The 18,839-nt window shown below is 71.1% G+C and carries 12 protein-coding genes; 4 read left to right on the forward strand and 8 right to left on the reverse strand.

Translation table 11 applies throughout. The features are described 5' to 3' along the window. Window positions 1-31 precede the first annotated feature (31 nt). Window positions 32-115, reverse strand: coding sequence for a putative leader peptide (locus OG504_RS44795; RefSeq protein ID WP_350495123.1), 84 nt, complete (start codon window positions 113-115; stop codon window positions 32-34). A gap of 124 nt (window positions 116-239) precedes the next feature. Between OG504_RS44795 and OG504_RS44800 the strand changes: the two genes are divergently transcribed. Then, entirely contained in the window at window positions 240-668 is a 429-nt protein-coding gene (locus OG504_RS44800) for a secondary thiamine-phosphate synthase enzyme YjbQ (protein WP_405994899.1), read from the forward strand. A gap of 80 nt (window positions 669-748) precedes the next feature. On the opposite strand, the gene OG504_RS44805 is transcribed toward OG504_RS44800, so the two are convergent. Together OG504_RS44805 and OG504_RS44810 are read right to left on the reverse strand one after the other, a co-directional pair. Beyond that, window positions 749-3,982 carry an alpha-L-rhamnosidase gene (locus OG504_RS44805; protein ID WP_405994900.1) on the reverse strand — a complete coding sequence of 1,078 codons (3,234 nt, stop codon included), beginning with the start codon at window positions 3,980-3,982 and terminating at the stop codon, window positions 749-751. Window positions 3,983-4,202: 220 nt separating this feature from the next. Then, a complete protein-coding gene (locus OG504_RS44810) occupies window positions 4,203-4,964 on the reverse strand; it encodes a class I SAM-dependent methyltransferase (protein WP_405996588.1) in 762 nt (253 codons plus the stop codon). Window positions 4,965-5,618: 654 nt separating this feature from the next. Between OG504_RS44810 and OG504_RS44815 the strand changes: the two genes are divergently transcribed. The 3 genes from OG504_RS44815 (at window position 5,619) to OG504_RS44825 (ending at window position 9,944) form a co-directional block, all read left to right on the forward strand. Then, window positions 5,619-7,532 carry an N-acetylmuramoyl-L-alanine amidase gene (locus OG504_RS44815; RefSeq protein WP_405994901.1) on the forward strand — a complete coding sequence of 638 codons (1,914 nt, stop codon included), beginning with the start codon at window positions 5,619-5,621 and terminating at the stop codon, window positions 7,530-7,532. A gap of 82 nt (window positions 7,533-7,614) precedes the next feature. Next, window positions 7,615-8,049: an OsmC family protein gene (locus OG504_RS44820; RefSeq protein WP_405994902.1), complete on the forward strand. Its 435-nt coding sequence runs from the start codon at window positions 7,615-7,617 to the stop codon at window positions 8,047-8,049. Between the two features lie 224 nt (window positions 8,050-8,273). Beyond that, a complete protein-coding gene (locus OG504_RS44825) occupies window positions 8,274-9,944 on the forward strand; it encodes a hypothetical protein (protein WP_405996589.1) in 1,671 nt (556 codons plus the stop codon). An 81-nt stretch (window positions 9,945-10,025) separates the two neighbouring features. Here the strand turns inward: OG504_RS44825 and OG504_RS44830 are convergent, their stop codons facing one another. From OG504_RS44830 to OG504_RS44850, 5 genes are all read right to left on the reverse strand, one after another. Continuing rightward, on the reverse strand, window positions 10,026-10,667 hold the full coding sequence (locus OG504_RS44830) for a cutinase family protein (RefSeq protein WP_405994903.1): 642 nt from the start codon (window positions 10,665-10,667) through the stop codon (window positions 10,026-10,028). 94 nt (window positions 10,668-10,761) lie between these two features. Next, entirely contained in the window at window positions 10,762-12,039 is a 1,278-nt protein-coding gene (locus tag OG504_RS44835; RefSeq protein WP_405994904.1) for a PucR family transcriptional regulator, read from the reverse strand. A gap of 122 nt (window positions 12,040-12,161) precedes the next feature. Beyond that, the gene (locus OG504_RS44840) at window positions 12,162-13,109 is read right to left on the reverse strand and encodes an alpha/beta hydrolase (RefSeq protein ID WP_405994905.1); all 948 of its coding nucleotides are present in this window, start codon (window positions 13,107-13,109) and stop codon (window positions 12,162-12,164) included. 9 nt (window positions 13,110-13,118) lie between these two features. Next, entirely contained in the window at window positions 13,119-17,066 is a 3,948-nt protein-coding gene (locus tag OG504_RS44845) for an acyltransferase domain-containing protein (protein ID WP_405994906.1), read from the reverse strand. Then, window positions 17,063-18,805, reverse strand: a complete 1,743-nt coding sequence (locus OG504_RS44850) for a fatty acyl-AMP ligase (protein ID WP_405994907.1) — start codon at window positions 18,803-18,805, stop codon at window positions 17,063-17,065. The genes OG504_RS44845 and OG504_RS44850 overlap by 4 nt, the downstream gene beginning before the upstream one ends. Window positions 18,806-18,839 lie beyond the last annotated feature (34 nt).

The raw sequence follows: 18,839 nt of genomic DNA on the forward strand, positions 1-18,839 counted from the left end.
GAGAAAGGAAGGGGTGAGGCGGAAGAAGACGTCAGCAGCCGCGGCGACACGCGGCGGAGGCCACCCGCAGCAGGTCGATGTGACCGCGCGTGGTGAGCAGAACTGAACGCAACATGCGGCCGAAAATAGGTCAGATGGCGTGCCACGGTCAACGGTGTCTCGCGGACTGGACCCCTCGTATCACGGGCCGGGCGGCCCGAAGCGGACGGCGAGCCCGCCGCATGGGTCAGGATGGAGACATGTCTGCTGCCTTCACCACCCGCGTCCTGAACGTCACCACCGGTTCCAGGGAGCGGGTCATGGACCTCACCCGCGACTGCGAGGCGTTCCTGAGAGAGGCGGCGGCCGGCCGCGACGGCCTCCTCAACCTCTTCGTCCCCCACGCCACCGCGGGCATCGCGATCCTCGAGACAGGCGCAGGCAGCGACGACGACCTCCTCGCCGCCCTGCACACCCTCCTCCCCGCCGACGACCGCTGGCGGCACCGCCACGGCAGCCCCGGGCACGGCCGCGACCACGTCCTCCCGGCCTTCGTACCGCCGCACGCGACGCTGCCGGTGGTGGGCGGGCGGCTGGAGTTGGGGACGTGGCAGTCGGTGTGTCTGGTCGACACGAACAGGGACAACCCCGAGCGGAAGGTGCGCCTCACCTTTCTTGTGGGGTCCTGATGCCGTCTCCGATCTCCGGGTGCCGCCTCAGGTTGAGCTGCCCGGACCGGTGACCGCTCCGGGCAGCCGTACCGCCTTGATCAGGTGGTGAAGCGGTGGGTGCCGGAGCCGACCCGGTACACCGCGCAGTCGTCCTCCTGGCGCAGGTAGGTCCCGTGCGTGTGGGTCACCGCGTCCGGGGTGGACGTGGGGATCCACACCTCGGCGGTCGTGTTGGGCGGCACCGCGCAGGTCAGCGTGAACCGGTCGGACCGCTGCCGCCAACGGGTGGAGACGGGGCCGTAGACCGAGGTGAACGTGGCGCGGGCGGTGGTGACGGCGCCGCCGGGGCGGGGGCGGATGACGATCTCGCGGTAGCCGGGCCGGCCCGCCGAGATGCCGGCGATGTTCGTGTACATCCATTCCCCCACCGAGCCGTAGGCGTAGTGGTTGAAGGAGTTCATGCCCGCGTCCTGGAAGCTGCCGTCGGGCCGGATGGAGTCCCAGCGTTCCCACATCGTGGTGGAGCCCCGGTCGATCTGGTAGCCCCAGCTGGGGAACGAACGCTGTTGCAGGAGGCGGTAGGCGACGTCGGTGTGGCCCGTGTCGGTCAGGACGGGCAGGAGCCGGGGAGTGCCGAGGAATCCTGTCGACAGGTGCCAGTCCTTGGCCTCGATCAGGGCGACCAGACGGTCGGCCGCGGGCTTTCGCGACGCGTCCGGGAGCAGGTTCATCGACAGCGCCAGGACGTACGCCGTCTGCGTATCGCCCTTCACCCTGCCTTCGGAGGTGACGTAGGCGTTCTGGAAGGCTGTTCGTATCCGCTCGAAGAGATCGAGGTAGGGGGCGGTGTCCGTGCCGAGTTCCCCGGCCATCCGCGCCGCGAGGTCGGCGCTGTGCGCGAAGTACGCGGTGGCGATGACGTCCTTGGGGGTCTCGTCCTCGACGTTCAGCCAGTCGCCGTATCCCTGGTTCGGGCGCAGCAGTTGGTCGCTGTTCTTCTCCAGGTACGTCAGCCAGGTCCGGACGGACGGCCAGGCGTCCACGAGGACCTGGCGGTCGCCGTACGCCTGGTAGAGGGACCAGGGGACCGTGACACCCGCGTCGCCCCAGCCGGCCGTGCCGTTGCCGACCGTGCCGACCATCGGCGCCACGTCCGTGAACGCGCCCTCCGCGGTCCGGGAGTCCCGAAGGTCGACGAGCCACTTCGACAGGAAGCGGGCCGACTCCATCGTGTACGCGGCCGTGGGCGCGAAGACGTTGATGTCTCCCGTCCAGCCCAGGCGTTCGTCGCGCGCGGGGGTGTCGGTCGGGACGGAGAGGAAGTTGCCGCGCTGGCCCCAAGTGATGTTGTGGTGCAGCTGGTTGAGCATCGGTACGTCGGTCTCGAAGTCGAGGGTGAAGGGGGCGGACGTATGCATCACGCGGCCGGTGACGGTCCTCACCGAGGGCGTGCCGGGGAATCCGGTCACCTCGACGTACCGGAAACCGTGGAAGGTGAAGCGCGGCTCGTAGACCTCCTCCTTCCCGCCGCCCTTGAGGGTGTACGTGTCGGTCGCCGCCGCGGTCCGCAGGTTCGCGGTGTAGACGGTGCCGTCGGGGTTGAGGACCTCGGCGTGTCTGAGCCGGACGGTCGTGCCCGCGTCGCCCGACACACGCAGCCGCACCGAGCCGACCATGTTCTGGCCCAGGTCCAACACGTGGACGCCGGGCTTGGGTTGGGTCACGGTCTTCGGTGTCAGCTCCCGCTCCACCCGCACCGGACCGTCCACCTGCGCGACGATCAGGTCGGGACCGAAGTCGCCGACGCCACCCATGCCCCGCACGCCGAGCCAGCCCGTGTCGTCGAAGCCGGGTGAGGCCCAACCAGAGGTCTCCTTGCGGGCGTCGTACGTCTCGCCGTTCAGGAGATCGGCGGTGACGATCGGCCCCGCAGTGGCCCGCCAGTCGGCGCCCGACACGATGCGCTCGCTCGTCCCGTCCGCGTACTCCACCTCCAACTGGGCCAGGAGCGCCGGGACTTGACCGTACTGGCCGGGCCCGAACATACCCACGTTGCCGGCGTACCAGCCGGGCGCCAGATACGCCCCGATGGCGTTGGCGCCGGGCCGCAGGAGTTCGGTGACGTCGTACGTCCGGTACTGGACGCGGGTGCGGTAGTCCGTCCAGCCGGGAGCGAGCTGGTCGAGGCCCACCCGGCTGCCGTTGAGGTGACTCTCGTACAGGCCGAGCGCCGTGGCGTACAGGCGGGCCCGGGACACCTTCCGGCGCGGCAGCCGGAATTCGTGCCGCAGTTGGGTGACGGCGTACGACACGGGGACGACCCGCCCCCACGGTCCACCGCCCCAGGCCGCCGCCACCCGGACCGCCGGCCAGGACCCGTCGTCGAAGCCCAACTCCCGCCATCCGTCGGCGGGTTCCTGATCCGTGGCCCTCCAGGAGGCGTCGGTGAACACGGTCTGCTCACCGGAGGCGGTCCCGACGACAAGGGCGGCGACGAGTCCCGCCGGGCCTTCGGTCGCGTTGGTGGCGACGACGGCGATAACGTTGTCACCGGTCTGCAAGTGGTCCAGTACGTCGAGCACCGCCGGGCGCTTCCAGTCCTCGTTGTCGGTGTCGAGGTCGGTGTGGGCGACCTCAACTCCGTTGAGGGAGACGGCGTATACGTTGTCGGCGGTGATGGCGAGCGTCGCCGACGTGATCCCGTCGGGCAGTCGGGCGGTATGGCGGAACCAACGGGTGGCCGCCGGAACGCTGTTGGTCGGATCGCCCTCGGGGAACCAGATCCAGGAACCGCCCTCGAAGGACGGCGCGTCCACGAGGCCCGCCGGTGCGGAGATCCAGTCGGCGGTCCACTGCCCGGCGTCCATCAGTCCGGTCTCCCACCACGAGGGCGCGCTCCAGCCGGAGACGTGCCCGTCGGCGTCCCACACGCGCACCGACCAGTGATAGCGCGTACGGGGCTTGAGACCAGGACCTCCATAGGACACGAGGACGGACTCGCCGGACGTGACCTTCCCGCTGTCCCAGACGTCCGGGCGGGACAGACCCGACGCGGTGGTGGCGACGCGGATCTGGTAGGCGCTCTGGCGCGCACCCACCCCGTCGGACGCCAACGGCCAGCTCAGCCGGGGGCGTTGCGCGTCGATCCCCAGCGGGTGCTGGACGTACTCCACCGTCGGCACCGTGACACGCAGCCCGCCGCGCTGTGCCTGTGTCCCTGCCTGCGCCTGGGCCTGTCCGGATGCCGGCGCGGCCATCGCCGGCACGCTGTCGACGGTCGCTGCCGCGACCGTGGCGACCGCGCCCGCGAGCATGTTCCTCCTGCTGATCACTACGACTCCTCACTCGCACGGAATGGGATGAATCGATTCAGTTGTGAGAGGCGTGGGTAACGTAGAGCCTGGTGAGGCCGGGGTCAATCGTCGTGCAACTGTTTTCCTGACACGGCTACTTCGCGATCGGCGCGGGCGGAGTCGGGACGTGAGGTGGATGCGCGGGAGTTGAACGGTTTCAATCCCGGCCCGCGAACCCTTGTGCTGGGCGGGGCTCTGTCTACCGGTGCGCTGTGTAGACGGTCGCGGTCATCGGTGCCGTCACGGGGCCGGTGCCGAGTCGGTCCGTCATCTTCCGTGTGACGGCGGCCTGGATGGCCTGCGCGTCCTCGCGGGCCTGCACGGCGGCGCTCACCGGTGTGCCGGTGAGGAAACCGGTGGCGATGGAGGCTGCCGACTCCGCGACGCCTTCCAGCGTGATCTCCTCGGCGGTGGCCGGAGTCAGCCCGGCGGCCGCCAGATCCGCGGTGACAACGGCCGGGTCGGAGTAGCCGTGGGGCACGTCCTTCAGGAACGTGGGTGCTCCGTCGGGCATGGACTGTTCCAGGGCGGTCTGGAAGGCGGCCCCGAATCCGTGCGAGGCCAGCGGGCCCCAGCTGTTGAACAGGAACCGTCCCCGCGGGGCCAGGACCCGGAGCACCTCGGCGTAGGCGGCGGGTCTGTCGGGGAAGAACATCACCCCGAACTGGCACACGACGAGGTCGAAGCTGCCGTCCTCGAAGGGCAGTTCCTGGGCGTCCGCCCGCCGCCAGTCCGCACGGGGTTCCCGCGCCGATCCTGCGGTGACCATCGCTTCGTTGAGGTCGGTCGCCACCACCGAGGCTGTGGGGACCGAGGTGAGCAAGGCGGAGGTCAACGCCCCGGTCCCGGCGGCGAGTTCGAGAATCGTGCGGGGGCGCAGCACTGCCGCCCTGGCGGCCAGGTCGGCGGCGAAGGGGCGGAAGAAGACCGGCACCAGGTGGCGTTCGTAGGCCTCGGGCATGGACCGTGTCCAGAGCCGGTTCACATCGTCTGTGCTCACCCGACGGACACTAGCCCCGCGAGAGGTCCCGGGGCGGACCGCCGCAGCCACCGTGGCTTCGTGTCGGTGCCGCCGCCCGGCCACAGGGCGGGGCCGACGTTCGGCGGATACGAATCGCCACAGCCCGGACCGGCAGGTTCGGTTGTCGTTCCTCGGCTGAGGGACGGAACGGGACGACCAAGCCCTCGTTCAGGTGACCGCGTTGACGGCGAGGAGTCGATCAGGCCGCGGAGCACACCTCGGCCTCGGTCGGGTTGTCCTCCTCGACGAGGGCGCGATCGCGCGGATCGTCCGAGCCGGCCGTCATCCAGTGGTACGGAGCTTTCCGCCGTCCGGGCCGACCCCGCAACACCCCGTCATCCAGACGGAGTCGGAGGCCGCAGCGTCGGCGACCGCAGGATTCGCGACCACGCCGAGACAGGCCGACGCCGCCCCGCAACCGGACCGCGCCGGATGACGTCGAGGCCAGTGACACCACTGATGAAGGCGCCGACTCGCTTGGCGGTTGCGGGAGTTGTGACGTCCGGTGGGTGATGCTGGAAACTTCCGCACAGTGGTTCGGGCAGGCGTCGCCCCGCACGTCTGCATCAGGGCAACACACACAAGGGAAGAGCCTTGCAGCAATCCTCGCGTAGAAGATCACCCCGGAAGGTGCTGGCCGCGATCCTGGCCGGCGGTGCCGTGGCCGCGGGCTGTTTCGCCGTTCTGCCGTCCACGGCACAGGCCGCCCAGACCCCGGGTGCCGACCGGCAGGCCTCCTTCACCGACGCCGCCAAGGAGTTCGGCGTACCGCTGCCCGTGCTCCTGGCCGTGTCGTACCAGGAGTCGCAGTGGGACGACCACGACGGGCACTACAACACCTCGGGCGGATACGGCCCGATGAACCTGACGGACGTCACCGCCACGATGGTGTCCGGGGGCGCGGCGGGCGCCGCAGGCCGAGGTGACCTCGCCGAGCTGACGTCGGACCCGGCGCTGCACACCCTGGACGCGGCGGCGAAGCTCACCGACACCCCGGCGACGAAACTGCGCACCGACGACCGCGAGAACATCCGCGCTGGCGCCGCCCTACTCGCCTCGTACCAAAGGAAGTTGACGGGCAAGAGCTCCACCGACCCGGCCGACTGGTACGGCGCGGTGGCCAAGTACAGCCAGTCCTCCGACAAGAAGGCCGCGCAGCTCTTCGCCGACCGCGTCTTCAAGACCGTGTCCTCGGGCGCCTCGCGGACGACTGTCGACGGACAGCACGTCCGCCTCGCGGCGCAGCGAGCGATTCAGCCCGAGACCCGACAGCTGTCCGAACTGAAGCTGAAGACCGCCGCGACGGCCACCGACACCGAGTGCCCCGCCACGGTCGACTGCACCTTCCTCGCCGCGGCCGCCTCCAACGGGCAGGTCGCGGGCCGCCCGGCTGACGGCGTGCAGATCAAGTACATCGTCCTGCACGACACCGAGTCGTCCTACGACGCCGCGATCAAGACGTTCCAGACGGTGGGCTCCGGCGACTCGGCGCACTACGTCATGCGGGCCTCGGACGCGGCCGTCACGCAGATGGCGCACACCAAGGACATCGCGTTCCACGCCGGCAACTACTGGTTCAACATGCACTCGATCGGCATCGAGCACGAGGGCTACGCCGCGCACGGCGCCACCTGGTACTCGCAGGCGCAGTACCGGGCGACGGCCGATCTGGTGAAGTACCTCGCCGCGCAGTACGACATCCCGCTCGACCGCGAGCACATCATCGGCCACGACAACGTGCCCGGCCCGCAGGACAGTTACGTGCGGGGCATGCACTGGGACCCCGGCCCCTACTGGGACTGGACGGCGTTCATGAACATGGTCGCCCCGACGAGGGCGGTCCACGCGCAGAGCGCATCCCGGCACGCCCCGAGGGTGGGTTCGGCGGTCACGATCAGCCCCGAGTTCGCGACCAACGACCAGACCGTCCAGGTCTGCCCGGCCGACGACCCCACGGGCGCCACCACCGCCTGCACCGAGAGCACCGCGCCCTCCAACTTCCTTCCCGTGCGCACCGCTCCGAGTGCGGACGCGCCCCTGTTCGCCGACCCGGCCATCCACCCCGGCGCGACCGCCGGCACCGACTCGATCAACGACTGGGGCAGCACCGTCCAGGCCGGCCAGGAGTTCGTGGTCGCCGACGTCGACGGTGACTGGACCGCCATCTGGTTCAGCGGCGCGAAGGTGTGGTTCTACAACCCCGGCGGCGTCAACACCTGCGCCGCGCCGGGCGCGAAGATCCTCCACTCCGGCGACCAGGCCGCGACCCTCTACGGCTCCGGCTACCCGCAGGCGTCGGAGTACCCGTCCGGCCTGTCCCCGTCCACCCAGAAGCCCCTGACCGTCTACGGCTTCCCGGCGGGCCAGGCCTACGTCGCCACCCAACCCGCGGTCAGCGCCGACGACTTCTTCGTCTCGGGCGACACCTATGTCACCGGCGCGGCCAAGTACTACACGATCCAGTACAACCACCGGGTCGTCCTGGTCGACGCCTCGCAGGTCTCCTGAACCGACCGGTGCGGGCAGCACACGTAGGTCCTGCCCGCACCGGTGCACGCTCTTCCCGGGGGCGCTCTGCGAGGATCTCCCCATGAGCGATAACCCCCAACGTCTCGTCACCGTCGACCGCACCGGCCCCGGCCGCTTCACCGCGACCAACGCCCGCGGCGGCACGATCGACTTCGGTACCGCAGTCGGCGGCGGCACCGAGTTCACCCCGGTCGAGCTGCTGCTCGCCGCGATCGGGGGCTGCACCGCCGCCGACGTCGACGTGGCGACCACCCGGCACGCGGAGCCGGACGGGTTCACCGTCACGGTGACCGGCAACAAGGTCAGCGACGACCTCGGGAACCGGATGACCGACCTCGCGGTCACCTTCGCCGTGACCTTCCCGGAGGGCGAGGTCGGGGACCGGGCCCGGGCGATCCTGCCCCGGGCGGTCACCGTCTCGCACGACCGGCTGTGCACGGTCAGCCGTACCGTCGAGACCGGCACACCCGTCACCGCGACGATCAAGGACGCCTGACCCTCCCGTTCGCCGCGAGGTTCTCTGCGAGCAGGTGACAAGGGCGCCGGCGTGCGCTGCGTTCTTGTGAGCACCGCCTGATCCCGTGGTCCAGGCCGTCCTACGGTCCGGCCATGAACACGAGTCGCAGCAAAGGAAGTTCGTGGCGCGGAGCCACGAGCAAAGGTCGTACGTGGCGCGAAGCCACGAGCGCAGGACGTACATGGCGCGGTGCCGCGCTCGCGGTGTTGTTGACCGCGGGCGCGCTCACCGCGGCCGCTCCACAGGCCCAGGGAGAGAACGCCCGTACCGAGACCCCGGTGGCGTCGACGCATCCCGCCGACGGTGTGGTCGAGTCGGTGGTGCGGGTCAAAGTGCCGTTACCGCAGTCCTTCGGCGCCCGTCCGGCGGCGTGCGACTGGCTGTCGTATCTGCGCTACCGCTCCGCCGACGGCCCGAGCGCGTCGGCCGACGCCGACCGGATCCTCGTGGCCCAACCCGGCATCCTGGAAGGGGCCGGAGCGTTCGACAGCGTCGCCCGCAACACGGTCGTCCAAGCCGCCGCGCAGGGACGGCACATCGAGTTCTGGGCCCTTGACCGGCGCTCCAACTGCCTTGAGGATCCCACCGGTATCGCCTCCGGCGACCAGCACACGGCCGTCGACTACTACTACCGGGGCAAGGCGGTCGGCGGCCGGACCTTCGCCGGGTTCGTCGGCAACGACCAGCTCGGCTGGATGGCCAAGCTCGGCATCCAGCAGACCGTACGGGACGAATACGACCTGCTCGTCGCCGAGTTGCCCGATCAGGGAGTACGCAAGAGCAAGGTGCTGTGCGGCGGTCACTCGCTCGGCGGCGTCATCACCGGGTACTTCGCGGCGGCCGACTTCGACGGCAACCCCGCGACCACGGCGGACGCCGGGCAGAACCAGTGCGCCGGGTATTTCGCCCTCGACACGACGATCTCCACCGACCTGTCGGACCTCAGTGGCAGCATCCCGGACGACACCAACTTGCCTGACATCGGGCTCGGTTACGCGGTCGTACAGGCCGGGCTCGACAGCGGTGTGCTGTCGCGTTCACTGTCCGCGCCCGTGCTGCTCAACCCCGAGACGATGACCCTGCTCGCCATCGCCGGCCTGGGCGCCGTACAGAACCCGGACGGCGAGGCGGACCTGCCGTCCTATCTCCCCTCCAACGTCAACATCGAGGCCACGAACCGCTTCCTGTTCTCCAAGGACGCGGCCACGTTCCTCACCGGCTCACCCGCGGTGAAGGACTTCCGGCTCACGAACGACGCCGTGCTCGGGTCGCTCATGGACGACAACTCCGTACCCCTCGCGTTCCTGCAGAGCAGCGTCGGCTTCTTCGACGGCGGGCCGATCGTCGACAAGAACTTCCCCGCCACCAACGGGAGTTCGGACCAGTCGCAGTTGTTCGGCGTCGAGTACAAGGCCATCCCGGACCAGCCGCACGGGCCGCTCTACACGTGGCGGAATTACGACCGTGTCGGCGCCGCCGACGACCCCGGGTACCGGTCGGCCGACGGTACCCCCTTCACCAATGCCTCCAAGGAGGTCACCGACATCCACGAACTGGCCCGCAGCATGGGGGAGCAGCCGCTGGACTTCACCGAGCAGTACTTCCCGACCAAGCTGGTCACCGACATCGAGCTGTCCACCTCACCGCAGGTGAAGCAACTCCTCGTGCACCCGGGCGGGTTGACGGCCAACCCGACACTCACCGTCCTCGCCGGCGACGGGCTGCTCGCCGGTCACATCCCGGCGGACCTGCACCCCGTGATCGCCCCCGGCTACCAGCACTTGGACGTACTGACCGCCGCGCCCGTCCAGAACGACGGCCGCCCCGAGGCTGTCTCCAGCAGCCTCGCCGCGTTCGCCGCATCACCCAAGTAGCCGTTCCTGCACGGCCGTTCCGGGAAACCGATGAGGACCGGGAGGATCGACTCCCGGTCCTCATCAGTGCATTGCTACGGCTCAGACCTTGCCCGCGGCGAACGTGGCAGCCGCGTCCGCGTCGGAGGTGTAACCGAGGTGGGCCAGGACGTCCGTTCCGCCGTTCTGGCAGATCGGGTCACCGTTGGCGCAGAAGTCGATGGTGCGGCTCTGGTAGGTGCCGGTGACGCTCTTGCCGAGGGCCCGGATCGGGTTGCCGAACAGCAGGACCGCGGCGACTCGCGGTGCCAGCGCGGCGGGGATGGTCGCCACGATCGGGCTGCCGACCACCGCGCCGTCGCTGCTGATTCCGATGGAGTTGTCGACGACGTTCGCGCCCTGCGAATAGCCGACGAGAATGAAACGCTGATTGGGGCAGGCCGCCGCTTGCGCGTTGACGTGGTTCACCACGTCGGCGTTTCCCGTCGCGGCGGACGTCAGGGAAAGGTCGGCGGGATAGTTCACCGCATAGCTGGAGAGTGTCTTTCCGGTGATTTTCTTCTGGAGTGCGGAGAACACCGGGTCGCCGACGATCAGGCCGAGGGTGCCCGGCTCGAAGGTGCCGCGAGCCGCCACGACGTCGAGGTCCGAGCAGGTGGCGGCCGATGCGGCGGGTGCGGAGAGGGTGGCGAGCCCGGCCCCGCCGACCAGCGACAGCGCGGCGAGACATAAGCGAATACGCATGGGGATCCTTTGAGGGTGGGGCGCTTGCGGCGCCTGTGGAAAGGACTGTCCCGAAGGTATTCGCGTTCCCGTACCCGGTGTTATGGACGGGAATTCAGAAACTCTCTCTGTTTTTGTCGGCTCGTGAGTCGCGCTCACCGCCCCGTGAGTCGCGGATGCTCTCTTTCAATGCCGCCGAACGCAGCGCGAGGATCAGATCCAGACGCGTGCCGGGATCGTGCAGGGACGCGCCGAAGAGTTTCTCCAACTGGCGCAGGCGGTAGCGGACCGTCTGCGGGTGGATATGGAGCCGGGCGGCGACATCGGGGACGTTGCTGCCGGAGAGCAGCCAGGCGAGCAACGTTTCGGCCAGCCGCGGGCGTTGACCCTCGGAAGCGGCGTCGAGCGGAGCGAGAGCCCGTAACTCCAGTTGGGCGAGCAGTGGTTCGTCGCTGTGCAGCAACAGCGTCGACAGGTGGTCGGCGCACAGCACCACGCCCTGCCGGGGCAGCACCCCGCGGCCCATCAGCCCCAACGCCCGCGTGGCCCAGCGCAGCGACCGCGCGGCCTCGACGACCGGGACCGTAGGACCGATCGCCGCCGGACGGCCGCCCAGGCCGAGGACGAACGACCGCCCGCCGAACCGGCCGTAGCCCTCCGGGTCCGGCACCAGCACGCGCGGCGGCCGTGACTCCATGTCCGCCAGCGCGCCCGGCATCGCCGGCGGCCGGTCCTCCGCACGCGGGTCCGCGGGACCCGCCAACGCGATGACGGCGACCCGCGACGGCACCCGCCACCGCGCCCCGTGCGCCAGGTCCTGCAACGCCTCCGGGGCCACCGGCCCCTCACCCAGCAGGAGTTCGAGCAGCCGACGGCGCCGCCGCTCCACCTCGTCCGTGCTGCGCGACTGCGCCTCCGCGTACCCGGCGGCGGCCGCCTCCGCGACCTCGTGCACCGTCCGGAACGCCAGCTCTCCCAGCGCGGCCACCACCGCGGAATCCAGGCCGAGTTCCTCCGCCGTACGGCCCATCAGCCGCCACGCGTGCAGCCCGCCCACGCGGATCGCCGACTGCAACGCCTCCAGGCTGCGGCCCTCCAGGGCCTCGCCGCGCCCGAGTTCCTCGTAGTACGCCGCCGCCATCGCGGCGTTCTGGCCGTGCGGGTCCGCGATGTGGTCGACGAACAGCGTGAGCGCCTGCACCACCCCGGACCTGAGGTTCTCGCGGTAGGTCCCGTCGGCCGGCCGCGCGTACTCGGGGACGTGTCTGCGGACCACCTCCTCCACCTCCGCGGAGACGGCGGAGAGTTGGGCGCGCAACAGCTCGGCCAGGTCGGGCGGAACCAGCGCGGTTCCGGGCTCGGTGGGTACTCCGCGTGGGGTGGGGACAGCCACGACGGACACTCCTTTCCCCCGGAGGCGGCTCGCCCACGGACTGTTGCCCGTGGGACGAGGGGGACGTCCCGTGTTGGACGGTCGTCCCCTGCGCTCCGTTCCGTGCCCCGGCTGCACCGACATCACTCCGGCAGCCCCAGCGCACCGGCGAGCATTGGCCACGAGGTCGTGAACTCCCCTTTCCAGTAAGCCCAGCTGTGCCCTCCTCCTGAATAGAAGTGCGCGGTCACCGGAATGCCGAGCAGCGCGAGAACACCGGTGAAACTGTGTGCGGAGGGCCACAGCAGACTCTCCAGCGCCTCGGGCAGCCAGTCGCCCGAACCCCCGGCCACACCACTGCCGTTGGACACGTACAAGGGCGTCCCGCGCAGTCCGCCGGCCCGGGCGCGCGGATTGGCGGCCTGCCAAGTCAGCAGGTCCAGCAGGGGATTGCCCCAGAGGGAGCGCGGCGCCAGGTTCTCCCGGGCCACGATGGCGTCCACCAGCGAGGGCACCCCGGGGGCCGTGGTGTCGAGAATGCCGCTGTACGACGCGGCGGCGGTGAACGCCCCCGGGTGGCGGGCCGCGTGCGCCATCGCGCCGTAGCCCCCGGTGGACACCCCGGCGACGGCCCGCACCCCGGACGCCCGGTAGTCGCGCGCCAACAGCGCCGGAACCTCCGTGAGTTGGAAGGTCTCGTAGTCGGGACCGTCCCGCCACGCGCTCGGGATACCGGTCGGCCCCGCGTCCGGCATCGCCACGATCAGATCGCGGCCCTCGGTGAAGGCCTCGATGTCCGTCTCGCGCGTCCAGGACGTGTAGTCGTCGTGCGCCCCGTGCAGCAGATACAGCACGGGATACGTCCGACCGGGCTGCGCGTCGAAGTCCGACGGCAGGATCACCCGCACCGGCGCGCTGCGGCCCAGCGCGGGCGACGACACGGACACGTCGAACGTCCGCGCCGAGACCTGCGTCGCGGCCCGGGCCCGGCCCACGGCGGCCGTGGCACCGAACAGGACGGCAAGTCCCGTGGCCGCGGTGGCCCTTGTGACGGCGCGGCGGGACATCCCGTTGGGGTGGTGGTGCGGCATGGCGGCTCCTCAGGCTGGTTCGGCGGGTCCCTCCGGCGAGGCGAGCACCCGCCGCAGATGGGCGGCGATCTCGTCGACGTACGGCGGGTCGAGCAGCGACAGGTGATGCCCCGCCACCGGTACGACCGTCAGCCGCGGGCACACCTCGTCCCAGCCGAGCGCGTCGTCGTCCCGTTCGTACGCCGGGTCACGCACGGTGTGCGGCGCCGGTTCGGTGGCCCGGTACAGCACCACCCGCCCCTCGTACCGGCCCGGTTGATGCGCCTCGCCGATCCGCAGATCCAGGTACGAGGCACGCTGGTGCTCCAACGCGGCGGGCGGCACCTGCACAGCCCCGCGCAGGGTGCGCAGCACGACGTCGATGCGCTCGTGGTCGTCGTCCATCGCCACGAGTTCGTCGTAGGGGAGGGGGAGTTGGATGCCGTAGGTGTCGGCGATGTGCTGGGCGAAGCCCGTGAGGTGCGAGCGGACGCGGTCGGCGGGGGTGCGGTCGGGCTGGGGGAGGGGGCGTACGGAGTCGATGAGTACGACGAGTTCGACGTCCCGTCCGGAAGCGGTGAGTTGGCGCGCGGTCTCCTGGGCCATGAAGCCGCCGAAGGACCAACCGGCAAGCACGCAAGGCCCGTTGGTGAGAGCGGTGCTGATCACCTCGGCGTAGCGGCGGGCCTTCTCGGAAACGGTGTGGGCGTCCTCGATCCGGTCCAGCCCGTGCACCGGCCGGTCTTCGCCCAGGCGTTCGGCGAGTGCGCGGTAGACGTCGGTGGTCCCGCCGGCGGCGTGGAACAGGAAGAGCGGGGAGAGATTGGATGGCACGTCGGTCAACTGGCTTATATGCTCCGCCACTTCGGCGACCGTGACGGCGTCGAACAGGTCACGCAGATGTAGCTCGACACCGAGGTCGCGTTGCAGAGCGGAACGGATGCGGACGGCCATGAGGGAGTCCAGGCCGAGGTCCGTGAGTGCGGTGGTCGGGGTGATGCGGGCCGCCGGATGGCCGGTGACGGTGGCGATGTGGTGGCTGAGGCGGGCGGTCACCGAGTCCTCCGCGGCCGGTGCCGGCTCGGCCCAGCGGTGGGCGGCAGGCGCTGTGGCGACGGCAGTTCGGCCGTCGGTCCACCAGTACCGGACGTGCCGCCAGCGCGGTGCCGGGAGGTCGATGACGCGGCCGCCCGGCAACGGGAGGTCCAGTCCCGCCGCGTACAGGGCCCCCAACTCCTTGAGGAACGCGGCGGATCCGTCCGCGTCGCGGCGCAGCGTGCCCACGGTGAGGGCGCCGGGCACGTTGTCGGCGACGGACCTGGCCAGGACCGGATGCGGCGAGATCTCCACGAAGGCGGTGTGACCGTCCGCCGCGGCGGCGTCGAGGGCACGGTCCAGACGCACCGGCCGGCGCAGGTTGGCGGCCCAGTGATCGGCGTCGAACTGACAGGCACCGCGCGGGTCTTCGAGGACCGTGGAGTAGACGGGGATGCGTGGCGGCCGGCCCTTGACGTCCCTGAGAGCCTCGGTCAGTTCCGGCAGCAGCGGGTCCACCTGAGGTGAGTGTCCGGCGCCGACGACCCGCATGACCCGGGCGGCACACCCCCGCTCCTCCAACCGACGCACCAACCGGGCGACCGCCATCTCGTCACCGGTGACGACCTTCTGCCGGGGCGAGGAGTGGACGGCGACGTGCACACCCGGGAAGTCCCGCTCCAGCGAGACCAGTTCACCGTCATGCAGGTCCACGACGGCCATCGCGCCCCCGTGCAACTGCCCCAGCAGCCGCGCCCGTACGGCGACCACCCGGGCCGCGTCCGCCACATCCAGCGCGCCCGCGCAGACGGCGGCGGCCACCTCGCCCAGGGAGTGACCGATCACGGCGACCGGCTCGACGCCGTACGCACGCCACAGCTCGGCGAGCGCCAACTGGACGCCGAACAGGACGGGTTGTGCGACATCCAGACGGTCGAGATCCCCGGCGGAGACCAGGTGCTCGTGGAGGGAGAAGCCGAACACGTCAGCCACCTGCGCGTCGACCTTCTCCACCGCGGCGGCGAAAGCCGGTTCCTCCAGGAGCAGTTGGCACCCCATGCCGGTCCACTGGCTGCCGTACCCGGAGAACACCCATACCGGGCCCCGCCCGACGAGATCACGGTCGCCGGTGACTACTCGCGCATCCGGGCTGCCGCCACCCCGTGCCAACGCGCCCAGTGCATCGGCCAGTTCGCCCCCGTCGCGCGCGACGACCGCAGCGCGTACGGGCCCGCGCCCGGCCCGCCCCGCCAGTGTGCGTGCCACATCGGCTGGACGGACGGCGCTCCCTTCGGGCGTGCGAAGCCATGCGGCGAGACGGGACGCGGTGTCGCGGACCCGCTCGGTGCCGACGTCGGAGAGGAGGTGGAGGCGGGCGGCCGGCTCCTCGCCCCGGAGGACAGCAGGCCGCCATTCCTCCACCACGGTATGGGCGTTGGTGCCGCCGAACCCGAAGCCCGAGATGCCGGCGGTGGCCGTACCGCCGTAGCGGGGCCAGGGTTCGGGCTCGGTGACGACGCGCAGCCGGGCGTCGTCGAGGGTGTTGCCGTGCAGCGACGGTGGGACGAGGTCGTGGTGGAGGGCGAGGACCGTCTTCACCAGACCGGTGATGCCGGCAGCCGATTCCAGGTGCCCGAGGTTCCCCTTCACCGAGCCGAGCAGCAGCGGTTGTTCGGGGTCACGGCCCGCGCCCAGTACCGCGCCGAGCGCGCCCGCCTCGATCGGGTCGCCGAGCGGGGTGCCGGTGCCGTGTGCCTCGACGTAGTCGACGTGGGCAGGGATGAGTCCGGCGCGGGCGTACGCGGTGGTCAACAGGGCTTGCTGGGCTGCGGGGTTGGGGGCGAGGAGACCATTGGAACGGCCGTCGGAGTTGACGGCGGTCGCGCGGATGACCGCGAGGACGCGGTCGCCGTCCCGTTCCGCGTCGGACAGCCGCTTGAGAAGCACCGCCGCGCAGCCCTCACCGCGTCCGATGCCGTCGGCAGCCGTGGAGAAGGGCTTGCAGCGGCCGTCCGGGGCGAGGGCGCCCGCTCGTTCGAAGGCGACGCCGACGACGGGGGAGAGGAGGACGTTGACTCCGGCGGCGATCGCCGTGTCGGTCTCGCCGGTGCGGAGGCTGACGCAGGCCTGGTGCACGGCGACGAGCGAGGACGAACAGGCCGTGTCCACCGCCATGTTGGGACCGCGGGTGTCCAGGACGTACGCCAGTCGGCCCGCCGTCACACTCAGTGCCGCGCCCGCCGGGGCCCACGGGTCGACGGCGTTCGCGTCGGCGCCGGTGAGCTGTCCGTACTCCGGGGCCGAGACACCGACGTAGATGCCGGTGGCCGTACCCGCCAAGGAAGTTGCGGTGACGGCGGCGTGGTCGAGGGTCTCGCGCACGACCTCCAGGAGGATGCGTTGCTGGGGGTCCATCACCGCCGCCTCACGCGGGGTGATGCGGAAGAAGTCCGCGTCGAACCCGGCGATGTCGTCCAAGTAGCCGCCGTACAGCGGGGTTTCGGGCGGCGGGAACGCCGTGAAGTCGGCCCGTCTGTCCTCGGGGGCCCGGCCGATCGCGTCGACGCCGTCGAGCAGCAGTTGCCAGTAGTCGGCCGGACCGCGCACCCCGCCCGGCAGTCGGCAGCCGATCCCGATGACCGCCACCGGCTCGCCCGGCGTAACAGCAACAGGGGCCTCCTCCGCGGCAGTTCGCGCGGCCGTACCGCACACCCGCTCCACCAGCGCGCCCACGGTCGGCGCCTCCCACAGCAGCGTCGCCGGCAACTCGTGCCCGGTCAGCGCGGACAACTCACCCGCCAGCACGACCGCGTCCCGCGAGGACATGCCGAGCTCGGCCAGCGGTCGGTCCAACGGGACGTCGTCCACAGGGATGTTGTTCCACTCGGCGACCCGTTCCGCGATCCGGCGGCGCAGCAGGGCTCTCGTGTCGGCGGTCGTCATACGGCGGTCTCCGCCGCGTAGGCGCCCTCCAGATAGCGGGTGCGGGTCAGCGCCCGGGACACCTTGCCGCTGGAGGTGCGGGGGACCGTGCCCGGCGCGACGAGGACGACATCGGCGAGCCGCAGCCCGTGCCGGGCGGAGACGGCCGCGCGTACGGCCTGCGTCAGGGCCGGTACGTCGATGTCGGCGAGGCTGGCCGTACGCGCGTGCTCGGCGACCACCACCACCCGCTCGCCCGCGCCGCCCGGCACCCCGAACGCCGCGAGCCGGTCGCGTCGTACGGCGTGATGCGCGTCCTGCGCGGTGGCCTCCACGTCCTGCGGGTAGTGGTTGCGGCCGTCGATCACGATGAGGTCCTTGAGCCGGCCGGTGACGATCAACTGCCCGTCCAGCACGGTCCCGAGGTCGCCGGTGCGCAGCCAACCGCCCGGCGCCTCCTCGCCGAGCACGGCGCCGAAGACGCGCTCGGTCTGCACGGAGTTGTTCCAGTAGCCCCGCCCCACGTTGGGACCCTGTACCCAGATCTCTCCGACCTCCCCCTCGGCCAGCACGGCGTGGGCGACCGGATCGACGATGCGCACCCGCTGCCCAACTGGCGTACCGCAGGCGGCCAGTAGCACGGCTCGCGGATCCTCGGGCCGCGCGGGCAGTGCCTTCCCGGCGGCGAGCGCGTCGCGGTCGAGGGCGATGCGGCCGAGCGGGCGGCCGGGCCGGGCGGCGCTGACGAAGACGGTGGCCTCGGCGAGCCCGTACGACGGACAGTGGACCCCCGCCGCGAGCCCCTGCGCGGCGAACGCGGCCCGGAAACGGTCGGCGGTGCCGGGCCGGACGGGTTCGCTGCCGTTGATCAGCGCGGCGACCCCGTCCAGCCGCAGCCCCTCCTTCTGCGCCCCGGTGACGGCGGAGGCGCAGTAGTCGTAGGCGAAGTTGGGCGCGGCACTCAGCGCCTGCGGATGCGCGGCCAACAGCCTCAGCCAGCGCACCGGTTCGTGCAGGAACGCGGCCGGGTCCATGACCACCGACAGCAGGCCCCGTACGACCGGTGCCGCGACACTCAGCACCAGCCCCATGTCGTGGTAGAGCGGCAACCAGCCCACACAGGTCATCGGGTGCGCGTCGGCGCCGTAAGCGGCAAGTGCCTGGCGGGCGTTGGCGACGACGTTCCCGTGCGTGATCTCCACACCGGCCGGAGCGCGGGTGGAGCCGGAGGTGTACTGGAGGTAGGCGGTCGCAGCCGAATCCGGCGCGGGTGCCTGCCAGTCGAGGGCGGCGGAGTCCGGGACCCGGTCCGCCGCGAGGACTGTCACCTGCGCGCGCTCGCAGAAGTCCGTCACCTCGGGCAGAGCGCGGTCCGTGGTCACCACGACGGACGGGCGCGCGTCGCCCAACACCCCGACCAGCCGGTCGCCTTGCCCAGGCAGGCCGGGCGGATACAGCGGTACGGCTACCATCCCGGCCGTCAGCGCCGCCAGGAAACCGGTGATGTAGTCCGTGCCCTGCGGGCACAACAGGGCGACCCGCGAACCGGGTTCGGCGTGCTCGGCGATCCGTGCGGCCAGTGCGCGTACGCGGAGATCCAGGCGCTGCCAGGTCAGAATGCGGTGCACGCCACGGGAGTTGGGGGCGGGGTGGTCGACGAACGTGAACGCCCGGCGGTCCGGGGTGACTTGGGCCCAGTGCCGCACGTACTCGGGCAGGGTCCGGTACGCGGGCGCTAGCGGGGGGCGGCGGCTGTCCATCGGGTGTGACTCCTCACATCGCGGAACATCGCGG

This window comes from Streptomyces sp. NBC_00986, from assembly GCF_045162565.1.
Lineage (GTDB): Bacteria > Actinomycetota > Actinomycetes > Streptomycetales > Streptomycetaceae > Streptomyces.

Coding starts and splice junctions, on each gene's coding strand:
- OG504_RS44795 (WP_350495123.1), bottom strand. CDS start 115: ATGTTGCGTTCAGTTCTGCTCACCACGCGCGGTCACATCGACCTGCTG.
- OG504_RS44800 (WP_405994899.1), top strand. CDS start 240: ATGTCTGCTGCCTTCACCACCCGCGTCCTGAACGTCACCACCGGTTCC.
- OG504_RS44810 (WP_405996588.1), bottom strand. CDS start 4,964: ATGCCCGAGGCCTACGAACGCCACCTGGTGCCGGTCTTCTTCCGCCCC.
- OG504_RS44820 (WP_405994902.1), top strand. CDS start 7,615: ATGAGCGATAACCCCCAACGTCTCGTCACCGTCGACCGCACCGGCCCC.
- OG504_RS44830 (WP_405994903.1), bottom strand. CDS start 10,667: ATGCGTATTCGCTTATGTCTCGCCGCGCTGTCGCTGGTCGGCGGGGCC.
- OG504_RS44840 (WP_405994905.1), bottom strand. CDS start 13,109: ATGCCGCACCACCACCCCAACGGGATGTCCCGCCGCGCCGTCACAAGG.
- OG504_RS44845 (WP_405994906.1), bottom strand. CDS start 17,066: ATGACGACCGCCGACACGAGAGCCCTGCTGCGCCGCCGGATCGCGGAA.
- OG504_RS44850 (WP_405994907.1), bottom strand. CDS start 18,805: ATGGACAGCCGCCGCCCCCCGCTAGCGCCCGCGTACCGGACCCTGCCC.